Here is a 26,195-nt window from a genome sequence, read left to right on the forward strand (position 1 = left end):
CCGACGCCTCCCGGGCGACAACGGCCCCACCCTGCCCGCGCCACCGGGGGTGAGCCGGGACCGTTGTCGGTCCCCGGCCGTACGCTGGCCCCATGCAGACGCCGTCCGAGCACGCGTACCCGACCCACTGGGAAGCCGACGTCGTGCTGCGCGACGGCGGCACCGCCCAGGTCCGCCCCATCACCGCCGACGACGCGGGCCGCCTGGTCAGCTTCTACGAACAGGTCTCGGACGAGTCGAAGTACTACCGCTTCTTCGCCCCCTACCCCCGGCTCTCCGACCGGGACGTGCACCGATTCACCCACCACGACTACGTCGACCGGGTGGGCCTGGCCGCCACCGTCGGGGGCGAGTTCATCGCCACCGTCCGCTACGACCGCATCGACGCCCGGGGCATGCCCGCCACCGCTCCCGCCGACGAGGCCGAGGTCGCCTTCCTCGTCCAGGACGCCCACCAGGGCCGTGGTGTCGCCTCCGCGCTGCTCGAACACATCGCGGCCGTCGCCCGCGAGCGCGCCATCCGGCGCTTCGCCGCCGAGGTGCTGCCCGCCAACACCAAGATGATCAAGGTGTTCACGGACGCGGGCTACACCCAGAAGCGCAGCTTCGAGGACGGCGTCGTCCGCCTGGAGCTGGACCTCGAGCCCACCGACCGGTCGCTCGCCGTCCAGCGGGCCCGCGAGCAGCGCGCCGAGGCCCGCTCCGTCCAGCGCCTCCTCGCCCCCGGCTCCGTCGCCGTCATCGGCACGGGCCGCGAGGCGGGCGGCATGGGCCGCACCGTCCTGCGCAATGTCCTGGCGGGCGGCTTCACGGGACGCGCGCACGCGGTCAACCAGGCCTTTCCCGAGGGGCTTTCCGTCCTCGAACCCGAGGGCGTTCCCGCCCACCGCTCGGTCCTCGACATCACCGACCCCGTCGACCTCGCCGTCGTCGCCGTGCCCGCCGCCGCGGTGCCGTCCGTCGTCGCCGAGTGCGGCGAGCACGGCGTGCAGGGCCTTGTCGTCCTCTCCGCCGGATACGCCGAGAGCGGCCCCGACGGCCGCGCCCGCCAGCGCGAACTGGTCCGCCAGGCCCGCTCGTACGGCATGCGCATCGTCGGCCCCAACGCCTTCGGCCTCATCAACACCGCCGAGGGCGTCCGGCTCAACGCCTCCCTGTCGCCCGAGCTGCCCGCGGCCGGGCGGCTCGGGCTGTTCAGCCAGTCCGGCGCGATCGGCATCGCCCTGCTCTCCGGGCTGCACCGGCGCGCCGCCGGACTGGTCGGCGTCTCGACCTTCGTCTCCGCGGGAAACCGCGCCGACGTCTCCGGCAACGACTTCCTCCAGTACTGGCACGACGACCCGGACACCGACGTCGCCCTCATGTATCTGGAATCGATCGGCAATCCCCGGAAGTTCACCCGCCTCGCCAAGCGCACCGCGGCCCGTAAGCCGGTCGTCGTCGTGAAGGGCGCCCGCCACGGCGGCGCGGCCCCCACCGGGCACGCCGTCCCCACCACCCGCATCCCCGACGCCACCGTCTCCGACCTGCTGCGGCAGGCGGGCGTGATACGCGTCGACACGGTCACCGAGCTCGCCGACGCCGGATTGCTCCTCGCCTCCCAGCCGCTGCCCGCGGGTCCGCGCGTGGCCATCCTCGGCAATTCCGAGTCGCTCGCCCTCCTCACCTATGACGCCTGTCTCACGGAGGGCCTGCGCCCGCTGCCCCCGCGCGACCTCACCACGGCCGCGGGGCCCGCCGATTTCCGGGCGGCCCTCGCCGAGGCCCTGGCGGACGGCGGGAGCGACGCGGTGGTGGTCACCGCGATCCCCTGGGTGGGCGACGCCTCCGCCGCCGACCTCGCGACCGCCCTGCGCGAAGCGGTGGCCGACTGCCCGGCCGCCAAGCCCGTCACCGTCGTCCACCTGGAGATCGAGGGCCTCGCCGAGGCGCTGGCGGCCGAGCCGACGGTGCCCGCCGGCGACCCGCAGCGGTCGCCCGGCGCCGCCGGCAGCGCGCCCGCCGTGCGGATACCCGCCTACCCCGCGGCCGAGCGCGCCGTACGGGCGCTGGCCGAGGCCGCGCGTTACGCGCGCTGGCGGCGGCAGCTCGCGGAGCCCGGCCGGGTGCCCGAGTACGACGACATCGACGAGGCCGGGGCGGCCGCCGACATCGACGTGCTGCTGACCGCCCACGGCGCGGCCTCCTCGCCGCCCGGCGGCGCCCGGGCCGTCACCCTGTCCGCCGCCGACACCCAGCGGCTGCTCGCCCGGTACGGGATCGCCGTGCTGCCCGCCCTGGCCGCGCCCGACCCCGACGGCGCCGTCCGCGCGGCACACCGGCTCGGGTTCCCCGTGGCCCTCAAGCCCACCGCCCCGCACCTGCGCCACCGCGCCGACCTCGGTGGCGTCCGGCTCGACCTGGGCGGCGAAGGAGAACTGCGCAGGGCCTACGCGGAGTTGACCGAGCTGCTCGGCAAGCCCGAGGAGACCCGGCTGGTGGTGCAGTCGATGGCCCCGCGCGGCGTCGACACGGTCGTACGGGCCGCGATCGACCCGGCGGCCGGCGCGGTGCTCTCCTTCGGGCTGGCGGGGGCGCCGTCCCTGCTGCTCGGCGACACGGCCCACCGCCTCGTCCCGGCGACCGACCGGGACGTCGCCGAACTGATCCGCTCGATCCGCACCGCGCCGCTGCTCTTCGGCTGGCGCGGCTCCGCCCCTGTGGACACCGGAGCCCTCGAGGAACTGCTGCTGCGCGTCTCGCGCCTGGTGGACGACCACCCCGAGGTCGTGGGCGCCGACCTGGAGCCCGTGATCGTCGCCCCGCACGGCGTCCACGTGCTCGGCGCGTCCCTACGCCTCGCCCCGCCCCCGGCCCGCACGGATCTCGGCCCGCGCAGCCTGCCGGCGTACTAGGGCCTGTCCGGCGGATCTTTGGGCCGCCTGCGGCGGCGAGCGCCCTGCGGGCGCGTCCTCAAACGCCGGACGGGCTGGTTGTGGCTGAGCTCAGCCACCTCAAGCCCGCTGGGGGCACCTCCCAGCGATAGCTGGGGGAGTTTGAGGACACCGCCGCGCAGCGGTGGTGCGCCCGGGCGGGCATCGGCGGCGGAGAGGCCGCGGACGCCCCGTAGGATGGGCGTATGGCGAAGACCGGTACGACGACCCAGGGGCTGCGCGCGGCGATCGAGCGCAGCGGCTACTACCCGGCCCTCGTGGCCGAGGCGGTGGAGGCCGCCGTGGGCGGGGAGCCGATCGTTTCGTACCTGGTCCACCAGGAGACGACCTTCGATTCGAACGAGGTCCGCCGCCACGTCACGGTCCTCGTCCTGACCGGCACGCGCTTCATCGTCAGCCACACCGACGAGCAGGCCGCCGACGCCACGTCGCCGTCCCCGTACGCCACCACCTCGACCGAGTCCGTGAAGATCGGCCGGATCTCCTCGGTCGTGCTCAGCCGCGTCGTCGCCAACCCCGAGTCGTACACCCCCGGCACCCTGCCGCGCGAGGTCGTCCTCACCATCGGCTGGGGCGCGGTCTCCCGGATCGACCTGGAGCCCGCCGCCTGCGGCGACCCCAACTGCGACGCCGACCACGGCTACACCGGCTCGTCGACCGCCGACGACCTGAGCCTGCGCGTCAGCGAGGCGGGCGACGGTCCGGACACCGTCCGCCAGACCCTGGCCTTCGCCCAGGCGCTCTCCGAGGCGACCGCGGCCACCGCCCGCTGATGACACACCTGACGACGGCGGGCTCCGCCTGGCACGAGCCCGCCCCGCTCGACCCCCGCTCCGCCCCGCTCCCGCGCTACGGCAGCGGCTCGCTCGCCGACCTGCTGCCCACCATCGCGTCCGGCATGGGCGTCCCCGGCCTCCCCGCCGGCATGGACCTCGCGTCCGCCGACCGGGTCTGCGTCTTCCTCATCGACGGTCTCGGCTGGGAGCTGCTGCGCGCCCACCCGGCGGAGGCGCCGTTCCTGCACTCCTTGCTCGGCACGTCCATGAACGGCACCGGCGAGCCCATGACCGCGGGCTTCCCGTCGACCACGGCCACCTCGCTGGCCTCGGTGGGCACCGGTCTGCCGCCCGGCGCCCACGGTCTGCCGGGCTACACCGTCGCCGACCCCGCCACCGGGCAGCTGATGAACCAGCTGCGCTGGCGGCCGTGGACCGACCCGCACGTGTGGCAGCCGTACCCGACCGTCTTCCAACTCGCGGACGCCGCCGGGGTGCACACCTGCCAGGTCTCCGCGCCCGACTTCCAGCACACCCCACTGACGAAGATCGCGCTGAGCGGCGGCACCTTCCACGGCCGGCTCTCCGGCGAGGACCGGATGGACCTCGCGGCCGACCGGCTCGCCGCCGCCGACCGCTCGCTCGTCTACACCTACTACAGCGAGGTCGACGGCAAGGGCCATCGCTTCGGTGTCGACTCCGACGAGTGGCGCGGCCAGTTGATGTACGTGGACCGGCTCGCCCAGCGACTCGCCGAGCAGCTGCCGCCCCGCTCGGCGCTGTACGTCACCGCCGACCACGGCATGATCGACATCCCCTTCGACCCGGAGTCGCGCATCGACTTCGACGAGGACTGGGAGCTGCGCGCCGGGGTCGCCCTGCTCGGCGGCGAGGCCCGGGCCCGCCATGTGTACGCCGTGCCCGGTGCCGCCAACGATGTGCTCGCGGTGTGGCGCGAGGTGCTCGGCGAGCAGATGTGGGTGGCGGGCCGCGACGAGACCATCGAGGCCGGCTGGTTCGGACCGCCCGGGGAGGGCGTCGACGACCGGGTGTACGCCCGGATCGGCGATGTCGTCGCCGCGGCCCGCGACGACATCGCGATCGTCGCCTCCGAGACCGAGCCGAACGAATCCGCGATGGTCGGTCTGCACGGTTCCATGACGCCCGTCGAGCAGCTCGTGCCGCTCCTCGAAGTGCGCACCTGAGCCGTACGCACCTGAGAGCCGTACGCCCCCGAGCCCGCCCCGCCGCACCGCCCGCCGACGACCGAGACAAAATGAAAGGCATTGGCTTTCCCATGCCCGAGCTGGTGTTCTTCTCCGGAACCATGGACTGCGGAAAGAGCACCCTCGCTCTGCAGATCGAGCACAACCGCTCGACCCGCGGACTCCAAGGGATGATCTACACGAGGAACGACCGCGCGGGTGAGGGGAAACTCTCCTCCCGGCTCGGTCTGGTCACCGACTCCGTCGAGGCGGGCGAGGGCTTCGACTTCTACGCGCACATCGTCGGCCATATCTCCGCCGGCGGCCGCGCGGACTACGTCATCGCCGACGAGGCGCAGTTCCTCGCCCCGGAGCAGGTCGACCAACTGGCCCGCATCGTCGACGACCTCGAACTCGACGTCTTCGCCTTCGGCATCACCACCGACTTCCGCACCCGGCTCTTTCCCGGCTCCCAGCGCCTGGTCGAACTCGCCGACCGGATAGAGGTCCTCCAGGTCGAGGCGCTCTGCTGGTGCGGCGCGCGCGCCACCCACAACGCCCGTACGGTCGGCGGACAGATGGTCGTCGAGGGCGCGCAGGTGGTCGTGGGCGACGTCAACCAGCCGGAGGCCGTGGTGGCTTACGAGGTGCTGTGCCGCCGTCACCACCGCCGTCGGCTGACGGCCGCCGCGGCCCGCGCCGCGGCCCTGTCGCCCGACGTCCTGCCGGTGGACCCCGTGGACGCGACCGCTAACGCGTCGTCCGTAGGAGTGTGAAGACGGCCCCCTCCGGGTCCGCGACCGTGGCCACCCGGCCGGTCCGCCCCTCCCGAGGCGGCAGCAGCACCCGGCCGCCGAGCTCGCTCGCCCGCCGGGCGGCGGCATCGGTGTCCGCCACCTCGAAGTACGTCATCCAGTGCGGGCCCCGGCGGCGGGGCAGCGCCGCCCCCACGCCGTGGATCGCGGCGACCGGACGGCCGTCCACGAGCAGGGTGAGGTAGTCGGTGTCCAACGGGTCGGCCGACACCGTCTCGTAGCCGAACAGGGCCTGGTAGAACTTCACCACGGCGCCGGTCTCATAGGTGATCAGCTCATGCCAGACCGGTGTGCCCGGCACGCCCACCAGCGCGGGGCCCACCAGCTCCTGGCCCTGCCAGACGCCGAAGGGCGCGCCCGCCGGGTCGGAGGCGAGCACCAGCCGCCCCGCGTCCTCCGCGGTCAGCGGGCCCACGCCCACCGTGCCGCCGGAACAGCGGATCCACTCCCCGGTCGCGTCCGCGTCGTCGCTCGCGAGATAGGTCGTCCAGGTGGTCGACAGCCGGCGGTCGGGCAGCAGTTCGCCGATCCCGGCCACGTCGCGGCCGTCGATCGTCGCACGGACGTACGGGCCCAGTTGGCGTGGCCCGGGGCTGTAGTAGCTCCAGCCGAACAGACCACTGTAGAAGTCCTGGATAGCCTCCAGATCGTGCACCAGGAGGCTTGTCCAGCAAGGGGTGCCTGGGGTGTGCCGAGCCTCCCCCTTGCTCTGCTGGGGGGACCCCCATACCTCGGTCATCGTCACTCTCTCCTCGGACCATCGTGGTGGCCGCGCGCCCGCGCCGGTCGGTGGCGCTCTGGATGGGACGGGGCCCGACCAGATGCTTGCACCACCTGTGGTGACGTACCCCCCGGCCGCGCCGGATTCCCCGGGTTCCCGCAGGAGAATGCCCGATTTCGCGCCGCGCATCCGTTTCGGCGTCAGGGGCGTCCAGTATCGATCAGCTTTGCGCGGTCTGGCCAGAGGGCCATTCGGCGCAATGCCGACTACGCCAGAATGGCGGTCATGGACGCCATCATCACCGCAGACCAACTCGTGAGCGCAGTGGCCGGAGACCGGCCGCCGACCCTCTTGGACATCCGCTGGCAGCACGGCCGGCCCTCCGGCCGCCCGGAGTACGAGGCCGGGCACCTGCCCGGCGCCGTCTATGTGGACCTGGACACCGAGCTCGCCGGGGCACCGGGGGAGCGGGGCCGTCATCCGCTGCCGGACATCGCCGCGTTCGGTGCGGCGATGCGGCGGGCCGGGGTGAGCCGGGACCGTGAGGTCGTCGTCTACGACGGCGGGCTGGGCTGGGCGGCGGCCCGCGCCTGGTGGCTGCTGCGCTGGACGGGACACCCGGCCGTACGGGTGCTCGACGGCGGGCTCGCCGCCTGGGCGGGCCGGGGCGATGCGCTGACCAAGGAGATCCCGGCGGTGACGGAGGGCGACTTCGTCCCCGAGCCCGGTGCGCGGCCGATCCTTCTCGACGCGGACGGCGCGGCGGCGCTGGCCCGGCGGGGCCTGTTGCTGGACGCGCGGGCGGGGGAGCGGTACCGGGGCGAGGTCGAGCCGATCGACCGGATCGCCGGCCACATCCCCGGCGCGGTGTCCGCGCCGACGAGCGAGAACGCGGCCGAGGACGGCCGCTTCCACCCTGCGGAGGTGCTCATCCGGCGGTTCGCGGGGCTGGGCGCCACGGCGGACACGGAGGTGGGCGTCTACTGCGGCTCGGGTGTGTCGGCGGCGCAGCAGGTGCTCGCCCTGGCGGTCGCCGGGATCCCGGCGGCGCTCTACGTCGGCTCCTGGAGCGAGTGGACGGCGGACGGCAACCGCCCCGTGGCGACGGGTCCTCAGCCGGGCTGACCGCCCCGCTCGCCGTTGGCTGAAAATAGGCCCGGACGCTCGCGAAAGTGGATCACGGATCCCGTCGGGGAAACGAGCCGATCGGGCGGCGGCCATGTGGGTGAGCGAAATGTGTGAGCCGCCGTCATCCCCCCACCGGAGCGGGGGGATGACGGCGGCTCACCGCGGTCGGCTCACTCCTGTTTCTTGCGGCGGGTGCCGAAGACGATCTCGTCCCAGCTGGGTACCGCCGCCCGGCGGCCCGGCCGGACGCCGTCCGCCTCCGCCTGACGGTCCGTCGTGCCCGTCAGCCGGTCCCGGTGGCCGGCCACCGACCGCGGCATCAGCACGTCCGCGTACGCGGCACCGGCGCTCGCCGCCGGTGCGGGTGGCTCGGCGGCCTCCGCCTCTTCCGGCGGCCCCTCGGCCGGGACCGCGGGAGCCACCGACGGCGCCTCGGGCACCACCATGTCGCCACGGAAGCTGGGCACCGCTTCGAGCAGGCTCGTCAGGGTGTCCCGCTCCTTGACGGTCTCCTCGGCCGGGGAGACGGCGTCCGCGTCCGACGGCGGGGGAGCCTGCTGCTGCCGGTCCAAGGACCGGTCCAGCGGTCTGTCGCGGGGCAGCCGGGCGATGCGCGGGACGAACGGGAAGCTCGGCTCGGGCGTGTCATCGGTCTCGCCGATGAGGGCCCGTGCCTCGTCGTCCATCGCCTGAACGATCCGCCGGGGCGGGTCGTACGTCCAGCTCGCGGCGCGCGGCTCACCGGCCACGCGATAGACGAGGAGGACCTCCCAGGTACCGTCGTCGCGGCGCCAGGAGTCCCACTGCGCGGTGTCCTTCTCGGCCCCGCGCAGGGTCATCCGCTCCGCCACGGCCTCACCGAGCTGCGGGCCGGTGTTCTCGCCGGGGCGGCGTACGGGTGTCTTGCGGGCCCGCTCGGCCATGAAAGCGCGCTCGGCCAGTACGGGGCCCTCGAAGCGCCGGACCCGCTCGACCGGGATGCCGGCGAGCTGCGCCACCTCCTCGGCGGAGGCGCCCGCACGTATACGGGCCTGGATGTCTCGCGGGCGGAGATGGCTCTCCACCTCGATCTCGATCTGTCCCAGACGGGCACGGTCGTTGCGCACCGCGGCGCGCAGGCGCTCGTCGATGGGAAGCGTGTACTCCGTGCTGTCCGCAGCCTTGAGCACCAGCCGTGTGCCGTCGTTGGAGACGGCCACGACACGCAGTTCGGGCATGGGGACCTCCCGGGTGGTGCCTGCCGACGTCACGTGCGTCGCTGCTTCCGCTAGTCGAGTGTGGCCTGCCCGGGTGCAGCCTGCCACAACATTGCCGAGTTGACGGGGCGAGTGCCGCCTGGGCCCCTCCCGTTGGGTCCGGGCAGCCGGACGGGATAACCGGGGCCAGGGCTCGCCACAGTACTCCATTCGGGCCACTGGGGGTGGATCGGCGCGCCATCGAAGTTCACCCCCGGCAAGGGAGTTGAGTGCGCCCCTTCGTGTGTACGGCTGCCCCATAGGTGGTGAGGTTCACACAATCGCCCGAATCGGAACTGTTCGTTACGCTCGGAAGTCTGTCCTGTCTGTCAGAAGGAATGAAAGGGCTACACAGAGGCTGGAGATGGACGACAAAGGCGAAAGCGAGGCAAAACCGAAGAACAAGCGTCTGGAGCTGAGCGTCGCGCAGGTAGCCGGCAGCGCTCTGGCGGCGTGTGCCGCCGCGCTGCTCGCGGGCAAGCTCGGTGTATACGGGACGATTATCGGTGCCGGTGTCGTCAGCGTGATCGCCACCACCGGTGGCACGATCTTCCAGCACTTGTTCAAGCGGACCGGCGAGAAGATCACCAAGGTGACGGTCCAGGCGGCGAAGCCGAGGCTGCGCCAGGTCCCTGTGCGGGACGCGGACCGGGCCATCAGGAACGCGACCGACCGAGCGGACGGCGAAGGGCGAAACGGCTGGTCCGGGCGCGATGCCGACGCGACGACCGTCATGCCGGCGGCCGGCGAGGGCCGGCCGGTGATGCCGGAGCCGGACCGTACGCGGCTGCTCCGGCAGGCCGAGGCGACCCAGATGCTGCCGGAGATCGACGCGACCCAGGCGCTGCACCAGACGGGCCCCTCGGCGGAAGCCGGGGCGTACGCGGGGGCGCACTCCGGCGCGGGCTCCGAACCGCACAACGATCAGCATGCCGACACGCACAGCGGCTCTTACGGCGGCTCTTACGGCGACTCTTTCATTGGCGCTTTCAACGACACGTTCAGTGACGGCACCACCCACGGCACCCGACTGCGCGGCTGGAAGCGGCCGCTGCTGGCCGCCGGTGCCGTCTTCGTCCTGGCCATGGGGACGGTGACCGCCGTCGAGCTGGTCCAGGGCTCGAGTGCCGACGGCGGCGGCGGGACCACGGTCGGCCAGATCTTCCAGCCGCAGAAGTCGGAGAAGAAGCACGACCAGGGGCCCTCGCACACGCCCGGCCCGGGCCACTCGCAGGGCGGCGGCCAGGAGAGCGGCACCGGCGGCTCGTCCCCGTCTCCCGACCCCTCGCGGCAGGGCGGCGGTACGGACCACTCGTCGCCGGACCCGCGGACCTCGCCGTCCTCCGGCGGCTCCTCCCCGACCCCGAAGCCGACCCCGCCGACCGAGCCCAGCAAGACGCCGGACAGCGGCAAGAGCGACGACGGCAAGGGCGACACCACCAACGGTGGCGCGGGCACCGGCGGCGGCCAGTCGCCGCCACCGTCGCAGCAGCCCCAGGGGCAGCAGAACGCCGCGGCCGGGGCGGGCTCAGGCTCCTAGGACCCGCCGCAGATAGTCGTTGCCGAAGACGCGCTGCGGGTCCAGCCGGTCCCGCAGCGCGCCGAACTCCGCGAACCGCGGATAGACCCCGGCCAGATACGCGGCGTCGCGGCTGTGCAGCTTTCCCCAGTGCGGCCGGCCGCCGTGGGCCGTCATGATCTGTTCGGCGGCGGTGAAGTAGGCCCGGTGCGGGGTGCCCCGGTACATGTGCACGGCCAGATAGGCGGTGTCCCGCCCGTAGGCGGTGGACAGCGGCACATCGTCGGCCGGGGCGGTCCGCACCTCCACCGGGAAAGCGATCCGCAGCCCCGTGCGCTCGATCATCGCCCGTAACTCGCGCAGCGCCGCCACGGCGGCCTCGCGCGGCAGCGCGTACTCCATCTCCAGGAAGCGGACCCGGCGCGGGCTGGTGAAGACCTTGTAGGCGACATCGGTGTACGTACGGGCGGAGAGAGCGCGGCCGGCGACCTTGGCGATGCCGGGGACGGCGGCCGGGACGGCCCGCCCCAGCGTGCAGACGGCCTGGAACAGGCCGTTGGCCAGCAGCTCGTCCTCGACCCAGCCGGCGACGCGACCGGGCGGTGCCGCGGGGCCCGCGCTGCGGTTGTTGCGCTTGGTGGTGCAGCTGTCGGTGTGCGGGAACCAATAGAACTCGAAGTGCTCGTTCTCGGCGACCAGCTGATCGAACTCGGCCGTCACCCGGTCGAAGGGCATCGGTTCCTCACGTGCCCGGAGCAGGAACTCCGGCTCCACCGCGAAGGTGATCGCGGTGATCACCCCCAGGGCGCCGAGTCCCAGCCGGGCCGCGGCGAAGACGTCCGCGTTCTCGCTCGCGGAGCAGGTGAGCCGTGAGCCGTCGGCCGTCACCAGCTCCAGGCCGGTGACCTGGGCGGCCAGCGAGGCCGAGTCGCGACCGGTGCCGTGGGTGCCGGTGCTGACCGCCCCGGAGACCGTCTGCTCCATGATGTCGCCCATGTTGGCCAGCGACAGGCCGTGAGCGGACAGCGTCTCGTTCAGCCGTCTGAGGGGCGTGCCCGCGGCGACCGTCACGGTCCCCGCGACGCGGTCGATCGCCTGGACGCCGGTGAGCCGCTCGGGGCGGATCAGCAGCCCGTCCGTGGCCGCGGCGGCCGTGAAGGAGTGACCGGTACCGACCGCCTTCACCCGCAGGCCCTCGGCGGCCGCCTCGGCGACCAGGGCGGCCAGCTCCTCGGCGGAGGCCGGGGCCGCGGTCCGTTCCGGCCGGACGGTGACGTTCCCCGCCCAGTTACGCCACGCGCTGCTGCTCGTTCCCGTCGTCCGCTCCGTCATCCGCGACAGACCCTCCCCTTGCCTGCGGCGTGGTTGCCCCCACCCGCTGCGGCGCCGGCCGGAGCCGGCGGTACCCGAGGAACGCGACCGCCGCCGCGAGCACCCCCGACACGCCGGCCACCGTGTACCCCGCCCCGGCGCCCGCGGCGTCGACCACCCAGCCGGCGGCCGACGACCCGAGCGCCACCCCGACCGCGAGCCCGGTGCTCGTCCAGGTCATGCCCTCGGTCAGCTTCGCGCGCGGTACATGCTGTTCGACGAGGGCCATCGTGGTGACCATCGTCGGCGCGATGGACAGGCCCGCGACAAAGAGCGCCACGGCCAAGAACGGCAGGTTCCCGACCAGTTGGAGGGGGATCATACTCACGGCCATCGCACACACGCCCAGCAGCCAGCGACGGGCCGGGTCGCCCTTCAGGTGCAGCAGGCCGAAGACCGCGCCCGCCAGGCAGGAGCCCAGCGCGTACACCGCGAGCACCATGCTCGCCGCGGCCTTGTGGCCCTCCTCCTCGGCGAACGCCACTGTCACCACGTCCACCGCGCCGAAGATGGCGCCCGTGGCGACGAAGGTGGCCACCAGCACCTGCAGTCCCCGCGAGCGCAGCGCGGAGCCGTCGCCATGGTGGTCGCGGGGGTGCGGCTCGGGCTCGGTGGCTCGCAGCGAGGTCAGCCAGAAGACCCCGACGGCCAGGAAGCAGCCGGCCAGCAGCGGGCCCGCCTCCGGGAACCACGCCGTGGACAGGCCGATCGAGAGGATCGGCCCGAAGACGAAGCACGCCTCGTCGACGACGGACTCGAAGGAGTAGGCGGTGTGCAGTTCCCGCGGCGAGCCCCGGTATATCGCCGCCCACCGGGCCCGCACCATCGAGCCCACGCTCGGCACGCAGCCACCACACGCCGAGAAGAGGAACAGCGTCCAGTCCGGCCACCCCTGCTGCGCGCTGATCAGCAGCCCCGCGACCGCGGCGAGCGACACCAGCGTCGCCGGGCGCAGCACCCGGCGCTGTCCGTGCCGGTCGACGAGCCGGGATATCTGCGGGCCGAGCACAGCGGCCGACAGCGCGAGGGTCGCCGAGAGTGCGCCCGCCAGCCCGTAACGGCCGGTGAGCTGGGAAACCATCGTGACGATGCCGATGCCCATCATCGACAGCGGCATGCGGCCGAAGAAGCCGGCGGTGGAGAAGCCCTTGGCGCCGGGGGCGGCGAATATCGCGCGGTAGGGACTGGGCAAGGGTGACTCCGCGAGAGATGACGGCCAGGGGGCGACGGGGGGAGGGGCGCGCTGGGCGTAAGGGATGTAAGTGGCCGATACAGCTTACGATGTACAACAGTGCGACGCACGGCCATTTCCTGCCTGTCAGTGCCGGGTGGCAGGATCGGACGCATGTCGGATCAGAGCGCTGCCGCCCCGTGTTCCCCGTACGACGCCCTGTTGCTGCTGTCCTTCGGCGGACCCGAGGGCCCGGACGATGTCGTGCCGTTCCTGGAGAACGTGACCCGCGGCCGGGGCATCCCCCGCGAGCGGCTCAAGGAGGTCGGGCAGCACTACTTCCTCTTCGACGGCGTCAGCCCGATCAACGCCCAGAACCGTGAGCTGCTCGACGCGCTGCGCAAGGACTTCGCCGACCACGGCCTGGACCTGCCGGTCTACTGGGGCAACCGCAACTGGGCGCCGTATCTGACCGACACCCTGCGCCGCCTGACCGAGGACGGCCACCGCCGCGTCCTGACGCTGGCCACCAGCGCGTACGCCTCCTACTCCGGCTGCCGGCAGTACCGCGAGAACCTCGCGGACGCCCTCGCCGCCCTGGAGGCGGAGGGCCTGACGCCGCCGCGTGTCGACAAGCTGCGCCACTACTTCAACCACCCCGGCTTCGTCCGCCCCATGGTCGACGCGACGCTGGCGGCGCTCGCCGAGCTGCCCGAGGGCGTACGGGAGCGGGCGCACCTCGCCTTCACCACGCATTCCATCCCGACCGCCGCCGCCGACACCTCCGGCCCGGTGGCCGGGCACGGCGACGGCGGCGCGTACGTCGCCCAGCACCTCGACGTGGCCCGGCTGATCGCCGAGGCGGTCACCGAGGAGACCGGCGTCCGTCACCCCTGGCAGCTCGTCTACCAGTCCCGCAGCGGCGCCCCGCACATCCCCTGGCTCGAGCCCGACATCTGCGACCACCTGGAGAGCGCCCACGGCGCCGGCGCCCCCGGCGTCGTCATGATCCCGATCGGCTTCGTGTCGGACCACATGGAGGTCAAGTACGACCTCGACACCGAGGCCACCGCCAAGGCCGCCGACCTCGGGCTGCCGGTCGCGCGTGCCGCCACCGTGGGAGCCGACCCGCGCTTCGCGGCCGCCGTCCGTGACCTGGTGCTGGAGCGCGCGGCCACCGAGCGCGGCCGCTCTCCCGAGCGCTGCGCGCTGGGCGCCCTCGGCCCGAGCCACGACCTGTGCCCCGTCGGCTGCTGCCCGGCCCGCGCCCCGCGCCCCGCCGCCGCGGGCGCCGACAGCCCCCATGCCTAGGGTGTGTCCGCAAATTCGCGCCTGGCCCGCGACGCTCCCCCAGCTACCGCTGGGGTGTGCCCCCAATGCCGCGGGCCACGCCCTTCGGGCGTACGCCGCGACTTCGCGGACACACCCCAGGGCCTGGCCGGTGGACCTTCGTGGGCGCCCGACGCCCGGCACGCGCGCTCGCTGCGTCGTCGAAAGTCGCCCCGAGCGCGACCGGTACGAGGGCTGGGAGGTGTCCCCAGCGCCGCTCGCTGATCCACGAAGATCCGCCGGACAGGCCCTGGCCGCAATCAGCAGTCCCGTCCGCGTAGGTCCCGCACACAGCGGAAAGACGCACCGAGGAGCACCGTGAACGACGTGTCCCACGCCCCCCTGAAAGCCGAACTCCTGGCCGTGGCCCTGGAGGCCGCGGAGCGCGCCGCCGCGCTGCTGCGCGACGGCCGCCCGGCCGATCTCGGGGTGGCCGCGACCAAGACCAGCTCCATCGACGTCGTCACCGAGATGGACATCGCCTCCGAGAAGCTGATCACCGGCTTCCTCGCGGACCGGCGCCCGCACGACGGGGTGCTGGGCGAGGAGGGAGCCAGCAGCGAGGGCACCAGCGGGGTGCGCTGGGTCATCGACCCGCTCGACGGCACGGTCAACTATCTGTACGGCCTGCCGTCGTGGGCCGTGTCCATCGCCGCCGAGATCGACGGTGAGGCGGCGGTGGGCGTCGTCGCCGCCCCGATGCGTGGCGAGACGTACCGGGCGGTGCTCGGCGAGGGGGCTTTCGCCGGTGACCGCCGTCTGCGGGTGCGCCCCGCGCCGGCGTCCGATCAGGCACTGATCGGCACCGGCTTCGGCTACCTCACGGCCCGCCGGGCCGCCCAGGCGGAGGTGCTGCGGTCCCTCCTGCCGGAGGTCCGGGACATCCGGCGCGGGGGCTCGGCGGCGATCGACCTGTGCGACGTGGCCTGCGGCCGGCTGGACGGGTACTACGAGCGCGGGCTCAACCCCTGGGACTACGCGGCGGGAGCGCTCATAGCCCGCGAGGCGGGCGCGCTGACGGGCGGCCGCCCCGGCGACCCGGTCTCCACGGAACTGGCCGTGGCGGCCCCCCAGGGCCTCTTCGAGCCCCTCCAGGCCCGCCTGGAAGAGCTGGGCGCCTGGCACGATTAGCCCTCCGGGCGGGTCCATGGGGCGCACCACCGCTGCGCGGCGGTGTCCTCAAGCGCCGGACGGGCTGGCTGCGCTGTGTCCGCAGGGCGCTCGCCGCCGCAGGCGGTTGCAAGGGCGGCTGCGAGGCAAAGATCCGCTGGATACGACGAGCGCCCCGCCGCCGGACCTGGCAGCGGGGCGCTCGGCCGTGGGGATCAGCCCGAAGGGCTCACGCGGCGGTGACCTCGACGCCGTGCTCGGCGGCCAGGCGGTGCAGGTCGTCCAGCTCGGCCTGCTCGACCTCGGCGAGGAACTCGTCGCCGGTCCGGCGGGCCTGGTCGAGGTCGGTCCGGGTGTTCTCTATGCGCTGCAGGATGCCAGCGGTGAACGCGTCCATGGTGCGGCGCCCTCTCGTCGTGGGTCGATGGCACGGGGGTGTGCCGACGGCGAAACGATCACGTGCGGTGTCCCTGCGGGTGGCGGCCGGTCGTGACGTGGCGCCACAAAGCGTGATCGCGGGTGTGCAGACGTCTTCCCCACCGCAATCCGAGCGGAAACCTGTGAACTTCAAGGAATCCGGAATCCCCGGCGTTCCGGCCGTCCGGGCCCCCCTTACGGCCGGTTTATCGACGTTCGAGGCAGGATGGACGCACCCGTCAGGGGACTCACACCTGCCCACAGGGCCCAAGGAAAGGACCAGCGCCGTGCGCGTACTCGTCGTCGAGGACGAGCAGCTGCTCGCAGATGCCGTCGCCACCGGACTGCGCCGGGAGGCCATGGCCGTCGACGTCGTGTACGACGGAGCCGCCGCTCTGGAGCGCATCGCCGTCAACGACTACGACGTCATCGTGCTCGACCGGGACCTCCCGCTCGTCCACGGCGACGACGTCTGTCGCAAGGTCGTCGAGCTCGGCATGCCCACCCGCGTCCTGATGCTCACCGCCTCCGGCGACGTCAGCGACCGCGTGGAGGGCCTGGAGATCGGCGCGGACGACTATCTGCCCAAGCCCTTCGCCTTCAGCGAGCTGACCGCCCGCGTCCGGGCGCTGGGCCGCCGCACCACCGTGGCCCTGCCGCCCGTCCTGGAGCGCGCCGGCATCAAGCTGGACCCCAACCGCCGCGAGGTCTTCCGCGAGGGCCGGGAGGTGCAGCTGGCGCCGAAGGAGTTCGCGGTGCTGGAGGTGCTCATGCGCAGCGAGGGCGCGGTGGTCTCGGCCGAGCAGCTCCTCGAGAAGGCCTGGGACGAGAACACCGACCCGTTCACCAATGTTGTCCGCGTCACGGTCATGACGCTCCGCCGCAAGCTCGGCGAGCCCGCCGTCATCGTCACCGTACCCGGCTCCGGATACCGGATCTGACGCCGTATGCCCACTCCTGCCACCCCCGCACGACCGGCGGCGCCTCCCACGCCGCCGAAGCCCACCTGGGACCCCCGCCAGCCGGTCGTCCGGCCGTTCCCCTGGCTGCGCCCGACCATCCGGATAAGGCTCACCCTGCTCTACGGCGGGATGTTCCTGATGGCCGGCGTCCTGCTGCTGACGATCATCTATTTGCTGGCCGCCAACGCGCTGAGCACCGGCAGTGAGCCGCTGATCGAGCTGGTCAACGGCAGCCAGGTGAAGGTCACAGGCGACGCCTGCCCCGCTCTCAAGGCCCCCGGCCTCACCCCCGGCCAGGCCAACGACATCCTCAGCACCTGCATGAGCCACCAGCGCCAGGGGGCCCTGGAAGGCCTCCTGCGCCGCTCCCTGCTCGCCCTCCTCGGCCTTGCCGTCATCGCCTTCGCCTTCGGCTACGCCATGGCCGGCCGGGTTCTCTCGCCGCTCGGCAAGATGACCCGCACCGCCCGCCGCGTCGCGGGGACGGACCTGTCCCGGCGCATCGAACTGGGTGGGCCGGACGACGAGTTGAAGGAGCTCTCGGACACCTTCGACGAGATGCTGGACCGGCTGGAGCGGGCCTTCACCGCGCAGCAGCGGTTCGTGGCCAACGCCTCGCACGAGCTGCGCACCCCGCTGGCGATCAACCGGACGCTGCTGGAGGTCCATCTCTCCGACCCCGGCGCCTCGCCCGAGCTGCAGCAGCTCGGCAAGACCCTGCTCGCCACCAACGAGCGCAGCGAGCAGCTCGTGGAGGGCCTCCTGCTGCTCGCCCGCAGTGACAACGAGATCGTGGACCGCAAGCCCGTGGATCTCGCCGAGGTGGCCTCCCAGGCCCTCGACCAGGCCCGTGCCGAGGCACAGGCCAAGGGCGTGGAAGTGCGGGGGACCCGGGAGCCGGCGGTCGTGCAGGGCAACGGCGTGCTCCTGGAGCGGATCGCGCTGAACCTCGTCCAGAACGCCGTGCGCTACAACACTCCCGACGGCTGGGTCGAGGTCACCACGCGGTCCCTGCCGGGCCAGGCGCTGCTGGTCGTGGAGAACACCGGGCCGGTCGTGCCGGCGTACGAGCTGGACAACATCTTCGAGCCGTTCCGACGGCTCCGCACCGAGCGCACGGGCAGCGACAAGGGTGTGGGGCTCGGTCTGTCGATCGTGCGCTCGGTGGCCCGGGCGCACGGCGGGCGGATCACGGCCGAACCCAGAGAGGGAGGCGGGTTGATCATGAGAGTTGTCCTGCCGACCTGAGAACTCTGCGAGAATAGGGCGGCCGAAGGTTCGCTTTGGGCGGAATTTTCACGTTCCGGCCATCGCTGTGGGTATGTGTGATCGATCACATGCGCAAACTTCCGGCCATCTACTCTCCGTGATCGATCAGGCTGCCGGAACGCCGGAAAAATGGGGGTTTCCGGGGGTCCTGATCACGGGAAGTACAGGTGATGGCGCATCCGCATGCGTCGTCCGGACCGTGTACGGTCCCGTTCGCCATCCATCCCCATCACCTCTTCAGGTGTGCGGTTGGGTGTCGATTGAGTAACAGACCTTGATGTGAGGCAAAATCTCCGCCTCAGGTCGGGCACAAGTCCGGCCTCTCACGCGTTACGTGCGCTGGAGACACCGCAGACACCCAGAGGGGGAGAGCGACATGGCAACGGACTACGACACCCCACGCAAGACCGACGATGACGTCAACGAGGACAGCATCGAGGAACTCAAGTCCCGGCGGAACGACAAGTCCGCGTCGACGGTCGACGTCGACGAGTTCGAGTCCGCCGAGGGCATGGAACTGCCCGGCGCGGACCTTTCCAATGAGGAACTGTCCGTCCGGGTCCTGCCCCGGCAGGCCGACGAGTTCACGTGCATGAGCTGCTTCCTCGTGCACCACCGCAGTCAGCTGGCCCGCGAGAAGGACGGCCAGCCGATCTGCCGCGACTGCGACTGAGGACCGGGTCTGCCATGGCAGGCTCGACCCCGTTCCGGAGGCGACGCTCCCGGCAGCCCGAATTGACCAACGGGCCGGCCGAGGGCGTCGCGCGGCAGGATGCGGCCGCATCGGGCGAATCCGGTGCGGCCGGTGAAGCGGTCGACGCGAGCGTGGAGCGGGGCCGCACGGCCTCGCTCGCGGCCGCGGTCGGCCGTGGGGCCAAAAAGGGCGGCCGGGGGGCGAGGGCGGGTCTGACCGCCGTCGCCGAACGGATCATCGCGAACGCCCCGCGCATCCCGGTGCGCGACCTCGCGACCCTGCGCGAGCAGTTCCCGGGCCTCGGCCCGGAGCAGCTCGCCGACAAGCTGGTGGCCGGTGCCGCGAACGGCACCTCCACCGTGGGCGCCGGCGTCGGCGCGGCGGCGATGCTGCCGGTGCCGCCCGCCATGCCCGCCGAGCTGGCGACCGAGATCGTCGGCGTCGCCGCCGTGGAGTTCAAGCTCATCGCCGAGCTCCACGAGGTCTACGGGCTCCGGGCACCGGGGACCGCGCGGCAGCGGGCGACGGCCTATCTGGCCGCCTGGGCCGAGGAGCGCGGCATCGACGTGACCTCCCCCATGACCCTCAATGCCGCCCTCGGCGGCCAGCTGAGGCGCGAGCTGCGCCAGCAGGTCCTCAAGCGCTCGTTCCGCAATCTGCCGAACCTCACGCCTTTCATGATCGGTGCGGCCGTCGGCGCGGCGATGAACCGCCGCGACACCAAGAGGCTCGCCGAAAAGGTGCGCAAGGACCTGCGGACCAAGCAGGTGCCCTGGGGCGCGCTGCCCGACGCCGGCCGAACCGGCCTGCCGCCCGCCCAGGAGCAGTCGGGGGCGGAGTGACCCTTCTCGGGCCGTCGAGCCGTCCTTCGCCCGCCAGCCGGGCCCCTGGGGCCCTTGCTGGGCGGTCGTGGGACCGTCCCGCCGGCCCGGCGGGGCCCTCATGCCCGTACGGCGGTGAGGGCGGCGGCCAGGCGCTCGGGGGAGCGGGTGGAGAGATAGACGTACGGGGTGGGGTCGGCCGGGTCGACGACCTCGATCCGCACCGCGGTGCGGACGTATCCCCGCAGCAGCATGAAGGCGCGGGTGTCGGCCTTGTGCGTCCGCCAGGCGCGGGCCTCCTCCGCGTCCAGCACCTGAGGCACCCCCAGTGCCTCGACGGGGATCCGCGCGTCGCCCGCGATCAGGGCGCCGCCGACCACCCGGATCCGCGCGGACCCGTAGGAGCTGACCGCGACGGCGGCCAGCGCGCCGCCGCCCACCAGGCCGCACAGCAGCGGCAGCTTGCCCAGCGGCAGCAGGATCAGCGCCATGGCGACCCCGACGAGAACCGCGATGAACCACCAGGAACGGGGCGCGGTCAGGCGTTCTTCGTAAGGCTGCATAAGCCCAAGCTTGGCACGGCCGGGACCGGGTGCCCCCTGCGCGGGTAAGGTCAGCCCCTGTGAGTGGAAGAACGACAGCGCTGACGCCCCCGGACGACGCCGGGCCGCCGGTGCGGCACCCCGATGCCCCCGCGCCCGGAGAGACCATCGGGTCGCACTACGAGTACTGCTTCGGCTGCGGCCCCTCGGTGCCGCACGGCCTGCACCTCGAGACGCGGGCCGGCGAGGGCGTGCGGGTCACGGCCGAGTTCCGGGTCAAGGAGGCCCACCAGGGCGCGCCCGGTCTCGCGCACGGCGGGGTGCTGGCCACGGCGCTGGACGAGACGCTGGGCGGGCTGGGCTGGCTGCTGCGGGTGATCGCGGTGACCGGCCGCCTGGAGACGGACTTCGTCCGTCCCGTCCCCGTGGGCACGGTGCTGTATCTGGACGCCGAGGTGCTCGCGGTGCACGGTCGCAAGATCTACTGCACGGCCACCGGCCGGATCGGGGGCCCCGAGGGGCCCGTCGCGGTCCGCGCGGACGCGATGTTCGTCGAGGTCAAGATCGACCACTTCATCGAGAACGGCCGCCCGGCCGAGATCAAGGCCGCTCTGGCCGACCCCGACCAGGTGAAGGTCGCGCGAGCTTTCGAGGTGAACCCGTGATGCGCAGTCCCCTTGACGTGCTGATCCGCCGAGTGGATCCGGAGGTGCCGATTCCCGCGTACGGCCACCCCGGCGACGCCGGCTGTGATCTCGTCACCACCGAGGCCGCGGTGCTGGCCCCCGGCGAGCGGATGGTGCTCCCCACCGGGGTTTCCATCGCGCTGCCGGACGGGTACGCCGCCTTCGTGCACCCGCGTTCGGGACTCGCTGCCCGGTGCGGGGTCTCCATGGTCAATGCCCCGGGGACCATCGATGCCGGGTACCGTGGAGAGATCAAGGTGATTGTGGTCAATCTGGACCCGCGCGAGAGCGTGCGGTTCGAGCGGTTCGACCGCATCGCCCAATTGGTTGTCCAGCAGGTCGAGAAGGTCCGCTTCCACGAGGTGGCGGAGCTTCCCGGCTCGGCGCGGGCCGAAGGGGGCTTCGGGTCCACCGGTGGCCACGCTGCCGTGGGGAATGGATTCGCTTCGGTCGCCCGCGACCGGGAAGGACAGTGACGTGTTCGGTCGTCGCCGCAAGCAGAGCGAGGACGCCGTCGATCAGGTCGACGGTGTGACCTCCGAGGAGTCGGCTGAGGACTCCCTCGCCGACGAGTCCGCACAGGACACCGCGGCCGAGACCCGGGTCCGGCTGGAGCCGGAGCCGCGCCCCGACGGGCCGTGGGACATCGCGGAGGTCCGGGAGCCCGGCGAGGGCCGGGTGGACCTGGGCGGACTGTTCGTGCCCGGGGTCGAGGGCATGGAGCTGCGGGTCGAGGTCGCCGGTGACGCGATCGTCGCCGCGACCGTGGTGCTGCGCGACAGCGCCGTGCAGTTGCAGGCCTTCGCCGCCCCCAAGCGCGAGGGCATCTGGCACGAGGTACGGGACGAGATCGCGAGCGGCATCACCCAGCAGGGCGGTGTCGTGGACGAGGTCCAGGGGCCGCTCGGCTGGGAGCTGCGGGCCCAGGTGCCGGTGACGCTGCCGGACGGGACCAACGGCGTGCAGCTGGTGCGCTTCGTCGGCTGTGACGGACCGCGCTGGTTCCTGCGCGGTGTGATCTCCGGCCAGGGTGCCGTGCAGCCGCAGACCGCCGGACTGCTGGAGCAGATCTTCCTGGACACCGTCGTCGTCCGCGGCGACTCCCCGATGGCGCCCCGCGACCCCATCGTGCTGAATCTGCCGGACGACGCGCAGATGGTGGCCGAGGGCCTGCAGCAGGAGGAGCCGGAGGGCTCGCGGTTCGCGGGCGGCGTGGACCGCCTCCAGCGGGGCCCGGAAATCTCCGAGATCCGCTGAGAAAACGCGCGTCAAGCGGCTGGATCGAGTCGTTCCGCTGGGCCGCAACCCCTTTTGGGGGTTGCGGCCCAGCGTCGTTTTCGCAGGTCCACGCGGTGGGCGTATGAATCTCGTCAAGGGCGCGCTAATGGCCGTAAGGGAGGCGTCAACGGACCGCTTACGGGTCGATCGGAGAGGTTTCCTCTAGAGGTCCGTTCATATCCGAACCCTCTAGGAGCACACGATGGCCGACGTGGCCTTCGTCGTCACCACGATCGCGGTCTTCGCGCTGGTGGCTCTCGTCGCCAAGGGGGTGACGAAGCTGTGACCATCGAGAACGTCGTCGGTCTGGTCGTGGCCGTCGCCCTGCTGGGCTACCTGATCCTCGCCCTCGTTTTCCCGGAGAGGTTCTGACCGTGCCTATTGCTGCTACCGCAGCGGGAGATATGAGCCCTGTTCTCTCCGGAGTCCTCCAGCTCACCGCCCTCGTCGCGGCGCTGGCACTGGTCTATCGCCCGCTGGGCGATTACATGGCCCGTGTCTACAGCTCCGAGAAGCATCTGCGCGTCGAGAAGTGGATCTACCGCTCGATCGGCGCCGACCCGCACGCCGAAATGCGCTGGCCCGCCTATCTCCGCGGCGTTCTGGCCTTCTCCTTCGTCGGTGTGCTCTTCCTTTATCTGCTCCAGCGGATTCAGGGCGTCCTGCCGGACCCGGTCTCGCTCGGCTTCACCGCGATCAGCCCGGACCAGGCGTTCAACACCGCCGCCTCGTTCGTCGCCAACACCAACTGGCAGTCGTACTCCGGCGAGCAGGCCATGGGCCACGCCGTGCAGACGCTCGGCCTGGCCGTGCAGAACTTCGTCTCCGCCGCCGTCGGCATCGCCGTCGCCATCGCGCTCGTCCGGGGCTTCGCCAGGTCCCGCACCGGCGAGCTGGGCAACTTCTGGGCCGACCTGGTGCGCGGCACCGTCCGCATCCTGATACCGATCTCCGTGGTCGGCGCGCTGGTGCTCGTCGCGTGCGGCGCGATCCAGAACTTCGCGGGCATCCACGAGGTCGGTCAGCTCACCGGCGGCACCCAGCAGGTCAACGGCGGAGCCGTGGCCTCGCAGGAGGTCATCAAGGAGCTGGGCACCAACGGCGGCGGTTACTTCAACGCCAACTCCTCCCACCCGTTCGAGAACCCGAACGCCTTCACCAACCTCTTCGAGATCTTCCTGATCCTGGTCATCCCGTTCGCCCTGACCCGGACCTTCGGCAGGCTCGTCGGCAATGTGAAGCAGGGCTATGCGATCCTCGCCACGATGGGGGTCATCTGGCTCGGCTTCACCGCCCTGATGATGTGGACCGAGTTCGCGGGCCACGGTGCCGCGCTCGAAGCGGCCGGCGGTGCGATGGAGGGCAAGGAGCAGCGCTTCGGCGTCGGCGCCTCCGCGATCTTCGGAGTCGCCACCACCCTGACCTCGACCGGCGCGGTGGACTCCTTCCACTCCTCGTTCACCGGCTTCGGCGGCGGCCTCACGCTGCTCGGCATGATGCTCGGCGAGATCGCGCCCGGCGGCGTCGGCTCCGGCCTCTACGGCATGCTCGTCATGGCGATCATCGCGGTGTTCATCGCCGGCCTGATGGTCGGCCGTACGCCGGAGTACCTCGGCAAGAAGATCGGCACCCGTGAGATCAAGCTCGCCGCGTGCTACATCCTCATCACCCCGACGCTCGTGCTCGGCTTCACCGCCCTGTCCATGGCGCTGTCCGAGCCGCCCGCGTCCATGCTGAACACCGCGGCCAACTCGGTGGACGGCAGCGGGGCGCACGGCTTCTCCGAGGTCCTCTACGCCTTCACCTCCGGCGCCAACAACAACGGCTCCGCGTTCGGCGGCCTCAACGCCAACACCCCCTGGTACAACACCACGATCGGCCTCGCCATGCTGCTCGGCCGCTTCCTGCCGATGGTGTTCGTCCTGGCGCTCGCGGGCTCGCTCGCCGAGCAGAAGCCGGTGCCCGAGACCGCGGGCACCCTGCGCACCGAGAAGCCGCTCTTCGCCGGGCTGCTCGTCGGCGCGATCCTCATCATCACCGGCTTGACCTACTTCCCGGCACTGGCCCTTGGCCCGATGGCGGAGGGACTCTCATGAGCACGACCACCCCTGTACGTACCGCCCCCGAGGAGACCGAGGCGAGCACATCGGGTTCCGAGGAGCACGGACGCGTCTCCGGTGGCCTCTTCGACCCGGCGCAGCTGGTCAAGTCGCTGCCCGACGCGTTCCGCAAGCTCGACCCGCGGGTGATGGTCAAGTCGCCCGTCATGTTCGTGGTCCTCATCGGCTCGGTGGTCACCACCGTGCTGGCGATCAAGGACCCCGGTGACTGGTTCGGCTGGGCGATCACCGTCTGGCTGTGGCTGACCGTCCTGTTCGCCAACCTCGCCGAGGCCGTCGCCGAGGGCCGTGGCAAGGCCCAGGCCGACACCCTGCGCAAGGCCAAGACCGACACGGTCGCCCGCCGCCTCAGCGGCGGCGTCGAGGAGTCGGTGCCCGGCACCGAGCTGCGCGTGGGCGACCTCGTCGTCTGCGAGGCCGGCGACATCATCCCCGGCGACGGTGACGTCGTCGAGGGCGTCGCGAGCGTCGACGAGTCCGCCATCACGGGCGAGTCGGCCCCGGTCATCCGCGAGTCCGGCGGCGACCGGTCCGCGGTCACCGGCGGTACGAAGGTGCTGTCCGACCGCATCGTCGTCAAGATCATGACGAAGCCGGGCGAGACCTTCATCGACCGGATGATCAATCTGGTCGAGGGCGCCGCCCGGCAGAAGACGCCGAACGAGATCGCGCTCAACATCCTGCTCGCCTCGCTCACCATCGTCTTCCTGCTCGCCGTCGTCACCCTCCAGCCCTTCGCGATCTACGCGGGCGCCGAGCAGTCGATGATCGTGCTCGCCGCCCTGGTGGTCTGCCTGATCCCCACCACCATCGGCGCGCTGCTCTCCGCGATCGGCATCGCGGGCATGGACCGGCTCGTCCAGCGCAATGTGCTGGCGATGTCCGGGCGCGCGGTCGAGGCGGCCGGTGACATCTCCACGCTGCTGCTCGACAAGACCGGCACCATCACCTACGGCAACCGCCAGGCCGCCGAGTTCGTCCCGGTCAAGGGCACCACGGCCGCCGAGGTGGCCGATTCCGCCCAGCTCTCGTCGCTCGCCGACGAGACACCGGAAGGCCGCTCGATCGTCGTCCTCGCCAAGGAGAAGTACGGCCTGCGCGAGCGGCACGAGGGCGAGCTCGTCGGCGCCGAGTGGGTGCCGTTCACGGCCCAGACCCGGATGTCGGGCGTGGACGTCGTCCAGGACGGGGTGGCCAGGAAGGTCCGCAAGGGCGCGACCGGTTCGGTCGTCGCCTGGGTCGAGGAGCGCGGCGGCCGGGTCGCCGAGGACACCCGGAAGCTCACCGAGGAGATCTCCCAGGCGGGCGGCACGCCGCTGCTGGTCGCGATCGAGGACGACAGGAGCGCCCGCGTCCTCGGTGTCATCCACCTCAAGGACGTCGTCAAGGAGGGCATGCGGGAGCGGTTCGACGAGCTGCGCCGCATGGGCATCAAGACCGTCATGATCACGGGTGACAACCCGCTGACGGCCAAGGCCATCGCCGAGGAGGCGGGCGTGGACGACTTCCTCGCCGAGGCCACCCCCGAGGACAAGATGGCCCTCATCAAGCGCGAGCAGGCCGGCGGCAAGCTCGTCGCGATGACGGGCGACGGCACCAACGACGCCCCGGCGCTGGCCCAGGCGGACGTGGGCGTGGCCATGAACACCGGCACCTCGGCCGCCAAGGAGGCCGGGAACATGGTGGACCTGGACTCCAACCCGACCAAGCTCATCGAGATCGTCGAGATCGGCAAGCAGCTCCTGATCACCCGCGGGGCGCTCACCACCTTCTCGATCGCCAACGACGTCGCGAAGTACTTCGCGATCATCCCGGCGATGTTCGCGGTGGTCTACCCGGGTCTGGACAAGCTCAACATCATGGGCCTGGCCTCGCCCGAGTCCGCGATCCTCTCGGCGGTCGTCTTCAACGCGCTGGTCATCGTGGCGCTGGTGCCGCTCGCCCTCAAGGGCGTGCGCTACCGGCCGATGAGCGCGGACAGCATGCTCCGGCGCAACCTCACCGTCTACGGGCTGGGCGGGCTGATCGCGCCCTTCATCGGCATCAAGATCATCGACCTGCTCATCTCCCTCATCCCTGGCATCGGGTGACGT

24 protein-coding genes are annotated in these 26,195 nt (G+C 72.1%); 18 read left to right on the forward strand and 6 right to left on the reverse strand.

The window, feature by feature from the left end; translation table 11 throughout:
• Positions 1-92 precede the first annotated feature (92 nt).
• From ACZ53N_RS00435 to ACZ53N_RS00450, 4 genes are all read left to right on the forward strand, one after another.
• Positions 93-2,894: a bifunctional acetate--CoA ligase family protein/GNAT family N-acetyltransferase gene (locus ACZ53N_RS00435; RefSeq protein ID WP_469138774.1), complete on the forward strand. Its 2,802-nt coding sequence runs from the start codon at positions 93-95 to the stop codon at positions 2,892-2,894.
• A gap of 224 nt (positions 2,895-3,118) precedes the next feature.
• Complete coding sequence (locus ACZ53N_RS00440; protein WP_356453713.1) at positions 3,119-3,706, forward strand: DUF5998 family protein; 588 nt, start codon at positions 3,119-3,121, stop codon at positions 3,704-3,706.
• On the forward strand, positions 3,706-4,914 hold the full coding sequence (locus ACZ53N_RS00445; protein WP_469138775.1) for an alkaline phosphatase family protein: 1,209 nt from the start codon (positions 3,706-3,708) through the stop codon (positions 4,912-4,914). The genes ACZ53N_RS00440 and ACZ53N_RS00445 overlap by 1 nt, the downstream gene beginning before the upstream one ends.
• A 92-nt stretch (positions 4,915-5,006) precedes the next feature.
• Positions 5,007-5,690, forward strand: a complete 684-nt coding sequence (locus ACZ53N_RS00450; protein WP_469138776.1) for a thymidine kinase — start codon at positions 5,007-5,009, stop codon at positions 5,688-5,690.
• Here ACZ53N_RS00450 and ACZ53N_RS00455 read toward each other — a convergent pair.
• The gene (locus ACZ53N_RS00455) at positions 5,665-6,468 is read right to left on the reverse strand and encodes a VOC family protein (protein ID WP_469138777.1); all 804 of its coding nucleotides are present in this window, start codon (positions 6,466-6,468) and stop codon (positions 5,665-5,667) included. The genes ACZ53N_RS00450 and ACZ53N_RS00455 overlap by 26 nt on opposite strands.
• A 267-nt stretch (positions 6,469-6,735) precedes the next feature.
• Between ACZ53N_RS00455 and ACZ53N_RS00460 the strand changes: the two genes are divergently transcribed.
• Positions 6,736-7,575 (forward strand): sulfurtransferase, encoded by an 840-nt coding sequence (locus ACZ53N_RS00460; protein ID WP_469138778.1) that lies wholly within the window; start codon positions 6,736-6,738, stop codon positions 7,573-7,575.
• Between the two features lie 173 nt (positions 7,576-7,748).
• Here ACZ53N_RS00460 and sepH read toward each other — a convergent pair whose 3' ends face one another.
• Positions 7,749-8,828, reverse strand: coding sequence for a septation protein SepH (gene sepH / locus ACZ53N_RS00465; RefSeq protein WP_469138779.1), 1,080 nt, complete (start codon positions 8,826-8,828; stop codon positions 7,749-7,751).
• A gap of 349 nt (positions 8,829-9,177) precedes the next feature.
• On the opposite strand from sepH, the gene ACZ53N_RS00470 reads away from it, so the two are divergent.
• Entirely contained in the window at positions 9,178-10,353 is a 1,176-nt protein-coding gene (locus tag ACZ53N_RS00470; protein ID WP_469138780.1) for a hypothetical protein, read from the forward strand.
• Here ACZ53N_RS00470 and ACZ53N_RS00475 read toward each other — a convergent pair.
• A complete protein-coding gene (locus ACZ53N_RS00475; protein ID WP_469138781.1) occupies positions 10,342-11,664 on the reverse strand; it encodes a D-arabinono-1,4-lactone oxidase in 1,323 nt (440 codons plus the stop codon). The genes ACZ53N_RS00470 and ACZ53N_RS00475 overlap by 12 nt on opposite strands.
• Entirely contained in the window at positions 11,621-12,895 is a 1,275-nt protein-coding gene (locus tag ACZ53N_RS00480) for an MFS transporter (RefSeq protein WP_469138782.1), read from the reverse strand. Before ACZ53N_RS00480 ends, ACZ53N_RS00475 begins: the two co-directional genes overlap by 44 nt.
• 153 nt (positions 12,896-13,048) lie before the next feature.
• Between ACZ53N_RS00480 and ACZ53N_RS00485 the strand changes: the two genes are divergently transcribed.
• Both ACZ53N_RS00485 and ACZ53N_RS00490 read left to right on the forward strand, forming a co-directional pair.
• Entirely contained in the window at positions 13,049-14,185 is a 1,137-nt protein-coding gene (locus ACZ53N_RS00485) for a ferrochelatase (protein ID WP_469138783.1), read from the forward strand.
• Positions 14,186-14,521: 336 nt separating this feature from the next.
• On the forward strand, positions 14,522-15,334 hold the full coding sequence (locus tag ACZ53N_RS00490) for an inositol monophosphatase family protein (RefSeq protein ID WP_469138784.1): 813 nt from the start codon (positions 14,522-14,524) through the stop codon (positions 15,332-15,334).
• A gap of 208 nt (positions 15,335-15,542) precedes the next feature.
• Here ACZ53N_RS00490 and ACZ53N_RS00495 read toward each other — a convergent pair whose 3' ends face one another.
• Positions 15,543-15,710, reverse strand: a complete 168-nt coding sequence (locus ACZ53N_RS00495) for a hypothetical protein (RefSeq protein WP_165451696.1) — start codon at positions 15,708-15,710, stop codon at positions 15,543-15,545.
• A gap of 307 nt (positions 15,711-16,017) precedes the next feature.
• Here ACZ53N_RS00495 and ACZ53N_RS00500 point away from each other — a divergent pair, with 307 nt between their 5' ends.
• From ACZ53N_RS00500 to ACZ53N_RS00515, 4 genes are all read left to right on the forward strand, one after another.
• The gene (locus ACZ53N_RS00500) at positions 16,018-16,671 is read left to right on the forward strand and encodes a response regulator transcription factor (RefSeq protein WP_130881783.1); all 654 of its coding nucleotides are present in this window, start codon (positions 16,018-16,020) and stop codon (positions 16,669-16,671) included.
• Between the two features lie 6 nt (positions 16,672-16,677).
• Positions 16,678-17,940: a sensor histidine kinase gene (locus ACZ53N_RS00505; protein WP_469138785.1), complete on the forward strand. Its 1,263-nt coding sequence runs from the start codon at positions 16,678-16,680 to the stop codon at positions 17,938-17,940.
• Between the two features lie 397 nt (positions 17,941-18,337).
• Entirely contained in the window at positions 18,338-18,634 is a 297-nt protein-coding gene (locus ACZ53N_RS00510) for a DUF4193 domain-containing protein (RefSeq protein ID WP_130881781.1), read from the forward strand.
• 14 nt (positions 18,635-18,648) lie between these two features.
• A complete protein-coding gene (locus ACZ53N_RS00515; protein WP_469138786.1) occupies positions 18,649-19,497 on the forward strand; it encodes a hypothetical protein in 849 nt (282 codons plus the stop codon).
• A gap of 98 nt (positions 19,498-19,595) precedes the next feature.
• Here ACZ53N_RS00515 and ACZ53N_RS00520 read toward each other — a convergent pair whose 3' ends face one another.
• Entirely contained in the window at positions 19,596-20,039 is a 444-nt protein-coding gene (locus ACZ53N_RS00520; protein ID WP_469138787.1) for a DUF3093 domain-containing protein, read from the reverse strand.
• Between the two features lie 59 nt (positions 20,040-20,098).
• Here ACZ53N_RS00520 and ACZ53N_RS00525 point away from each other — a divergent pair, with 59 nt between their 5' ends.
• From ACZ53N_RS00525 to kdpB, 6 genes are all read left to right on the forward strand, one after another.
• Positions 20,099-20,683, forward strand: coding sequence for a PaaI family thioesterase (locus tag ACZ53N_RS00525; protein WP_469138788.1), 585 nt, complete (start codon positions 20,099-20,101; stop codon positions 20,681-20,683).
• The gene (gene dut / locus ACZ53N_RS00530) at positions 20,683-21,180 is read left to right on the forward strand and encodes a dUTP diphosphatase (RefSeq protein ID WP_184738529.1); all 498 of its coding nucleotides are present in this window, start codon (positions 20,683-20,685) and stop codon (positions 21,178-21,180) included. Before ACZ53N_RS00525 ends, dut begins: the two co-directional genes overlap by 1 nt.
• Position 21,181: 1 nt before the next feature.
• Positions 21,182-21,961 carry a DUF3710 domain-containing protein gene (locus ACZ53N_RS00535; protein WP_469138789.1) on the forward strand — a complete coding sequence of 260 codons (780 nt, stop codon included), beginning with the start codon at positions 21,182-21,184 and terminating at the stop codon, positions 21,959-21,961.
• 303 nt (positions 21,962-22,264) lie between these two features.
• The gene (kdpF, locus tag ACZ53N_RS00540) at positions 22,265-22,354 is read left to right on the forward strand and encodes a K(+)-transporting ATPase subunit F (protein ID WP_130881776.1); all 90 of its coding nucleotides are present in this window, start codon (positions 22,265-22,267) and stop codon (positions 22,352-22,354) included.
• A 32-nt stretch (positions 22,355-22,386) separates the two neighbouring features.
• Complete coding sequence (kdpA, locus tag ACZ53N_RS00545) at positions 22,387-24,078, forward strand: potassium-transporting ATPase subunit KdpA (RefSeq protein ID WP_469138790.1); 1,692 nt, start codon at positions 22,387-22,389, stop codon at positions 24,076-24,078.
• Positions 24,075-26,192 (forward strand): potassium-transporting ATPase subunit KdpB, encoded by a 2,118-nt coding sequence (gene kdpB / locus ACZ53N_RS00550; RefSeq protein WP_469138791.1) that lies wholly within the window; start codon positions 24,075-24,077, stop codon positions 26,190-26,192. Before kdpA ends, kdpB begins: the two co-directional genes overlap by 4 nt.
• The last annotated feature ends 3 nt before the right edge of the window (positions 26,193-26,195 follow it).

The sequence above is a fragment of the Streptomyces sp. NPDC033229 genome, assembly GCF_055576875.1.

Bases quoted from the DNA above. Each gene is read 5' to 3' on its own strand.
- ACZ53N_RS00435 (WP_469138774.1), top strand. From the start codon at position 93: ATGCAGACGCCGTCCGAGCACGCGTACCCGACCCACTGGGAAGCCGAC.
- ACZ53N_RS00440 (WP_356453713.1), top strand. From the start codon at position 3,119: ATGGCGAAGACCGGTACGACGACCCAGGGGCTGCGCGCGGCGATCGAG.
- ACZ53N_RS00445 (WP_469138775.1), top strand. From the start codon at position 3,706: ATGACACACCTGACGACGGCGGGCTCCGCCTGGCACGAGCCCGCCCCG.
- ACZ53N_RS00450 (WP_469138776.1), top strand. From the start codon at position 5,007: ATGCCCGAGCTGGTGTTCTTCTCCGGAACCATGGACTGCGGAAAGAGC.
- ACZ53N_RS00455 (WP_469138777.1), bottom strand. From the start codon at position 6,468: ATGACCGAGGTATGGGGGTCCCCCCAGCAGAGCAAGGGGGAGGCTCGG.
- ACZ53N_RS00460 (WP_469138778.1), top strand. From the start codon at position 6,736: ATGGACGCCATCATCACCGCAGACCAACTCGTGAGCGCAGTGGCCGGA.
- ACZ53N_RS00470 (WP_469138780.1), top strand. From the start codon at position 9,178: ATGGACGACAAAGGCGAAAGCGAGGCAAAACCGAAGAACAAGCGTCTG.
- ACZ53N_RS00475 (WP_469138781.1), bottom strand. From the start codon at position 11,664: ATGACGGAGCGGACGACGGGAACGAGCAGCAGCGCGTGGCGTAACTGG.
- ACZ53N_RS00485 (WP_469138783.1), top strand. From the start codon at position 13,049: ATGTCGGATCAGAGCGCTGCCGCCCCGTGTTCCCCGTACGACGCCCTG.
- ACZ53N_RS00495 (WP_165451696.1), bottom strand. From the start codon at position 15,710: ATGGACGCGTTCACCGCTGGCATCCTGCAGCGCATAGAGAACACCCGG.
- ACZ53N_RS00505 (WP_469138785.1), top strand. From the start codon at position 16,678: ATGCCCACTCCTGCCACCCCCGCACGACCGGCGGCGCCTCCCACGCCG.
- ACZ53N_RS00510 (WP_130881781.1), top strand. From the start codon at position 18,338: ATGGCAACGGACTACGACACCCCACGCAAGACCGACGATGACGTCAAC.
- ACZ53N_RS00515 (WP_469138786.1), top strand. From the start codon at position 18,649: ATGGCAGGCTCGACCCCGTTCCGGAGGCGACGCTCCCGGCAGCCCGAA.
- ACZ53N_RS00520 (WP_469138787.1), bottom strand. From the start codon at position 20,039: ATGCAGCCTTACGAAGAACGCCTGACCGCGCCCCGTTCCTGGTGGTTC.
- dut (WP_184738529.1), top strand. From the start codon at position 20,683: ATGCGCAGTCCCCTTGACGTGCTGATCCGCCGAGTGGATCCGGAGGTG.
- kdpA (WP_469138790.1), top strand. From the start codon at position 22,387: ATGAGCCCTGTTCTCTCCGGAGTCCTCCAGCTCACCGCCCTCGTCGCG.
- kdpB (WP_469138791.1), top strand. From the start codon at position 24,075: ATGAGCACGACCACCCCTGTACGTACCGCCCCCGAGGAGACCGAGGCG.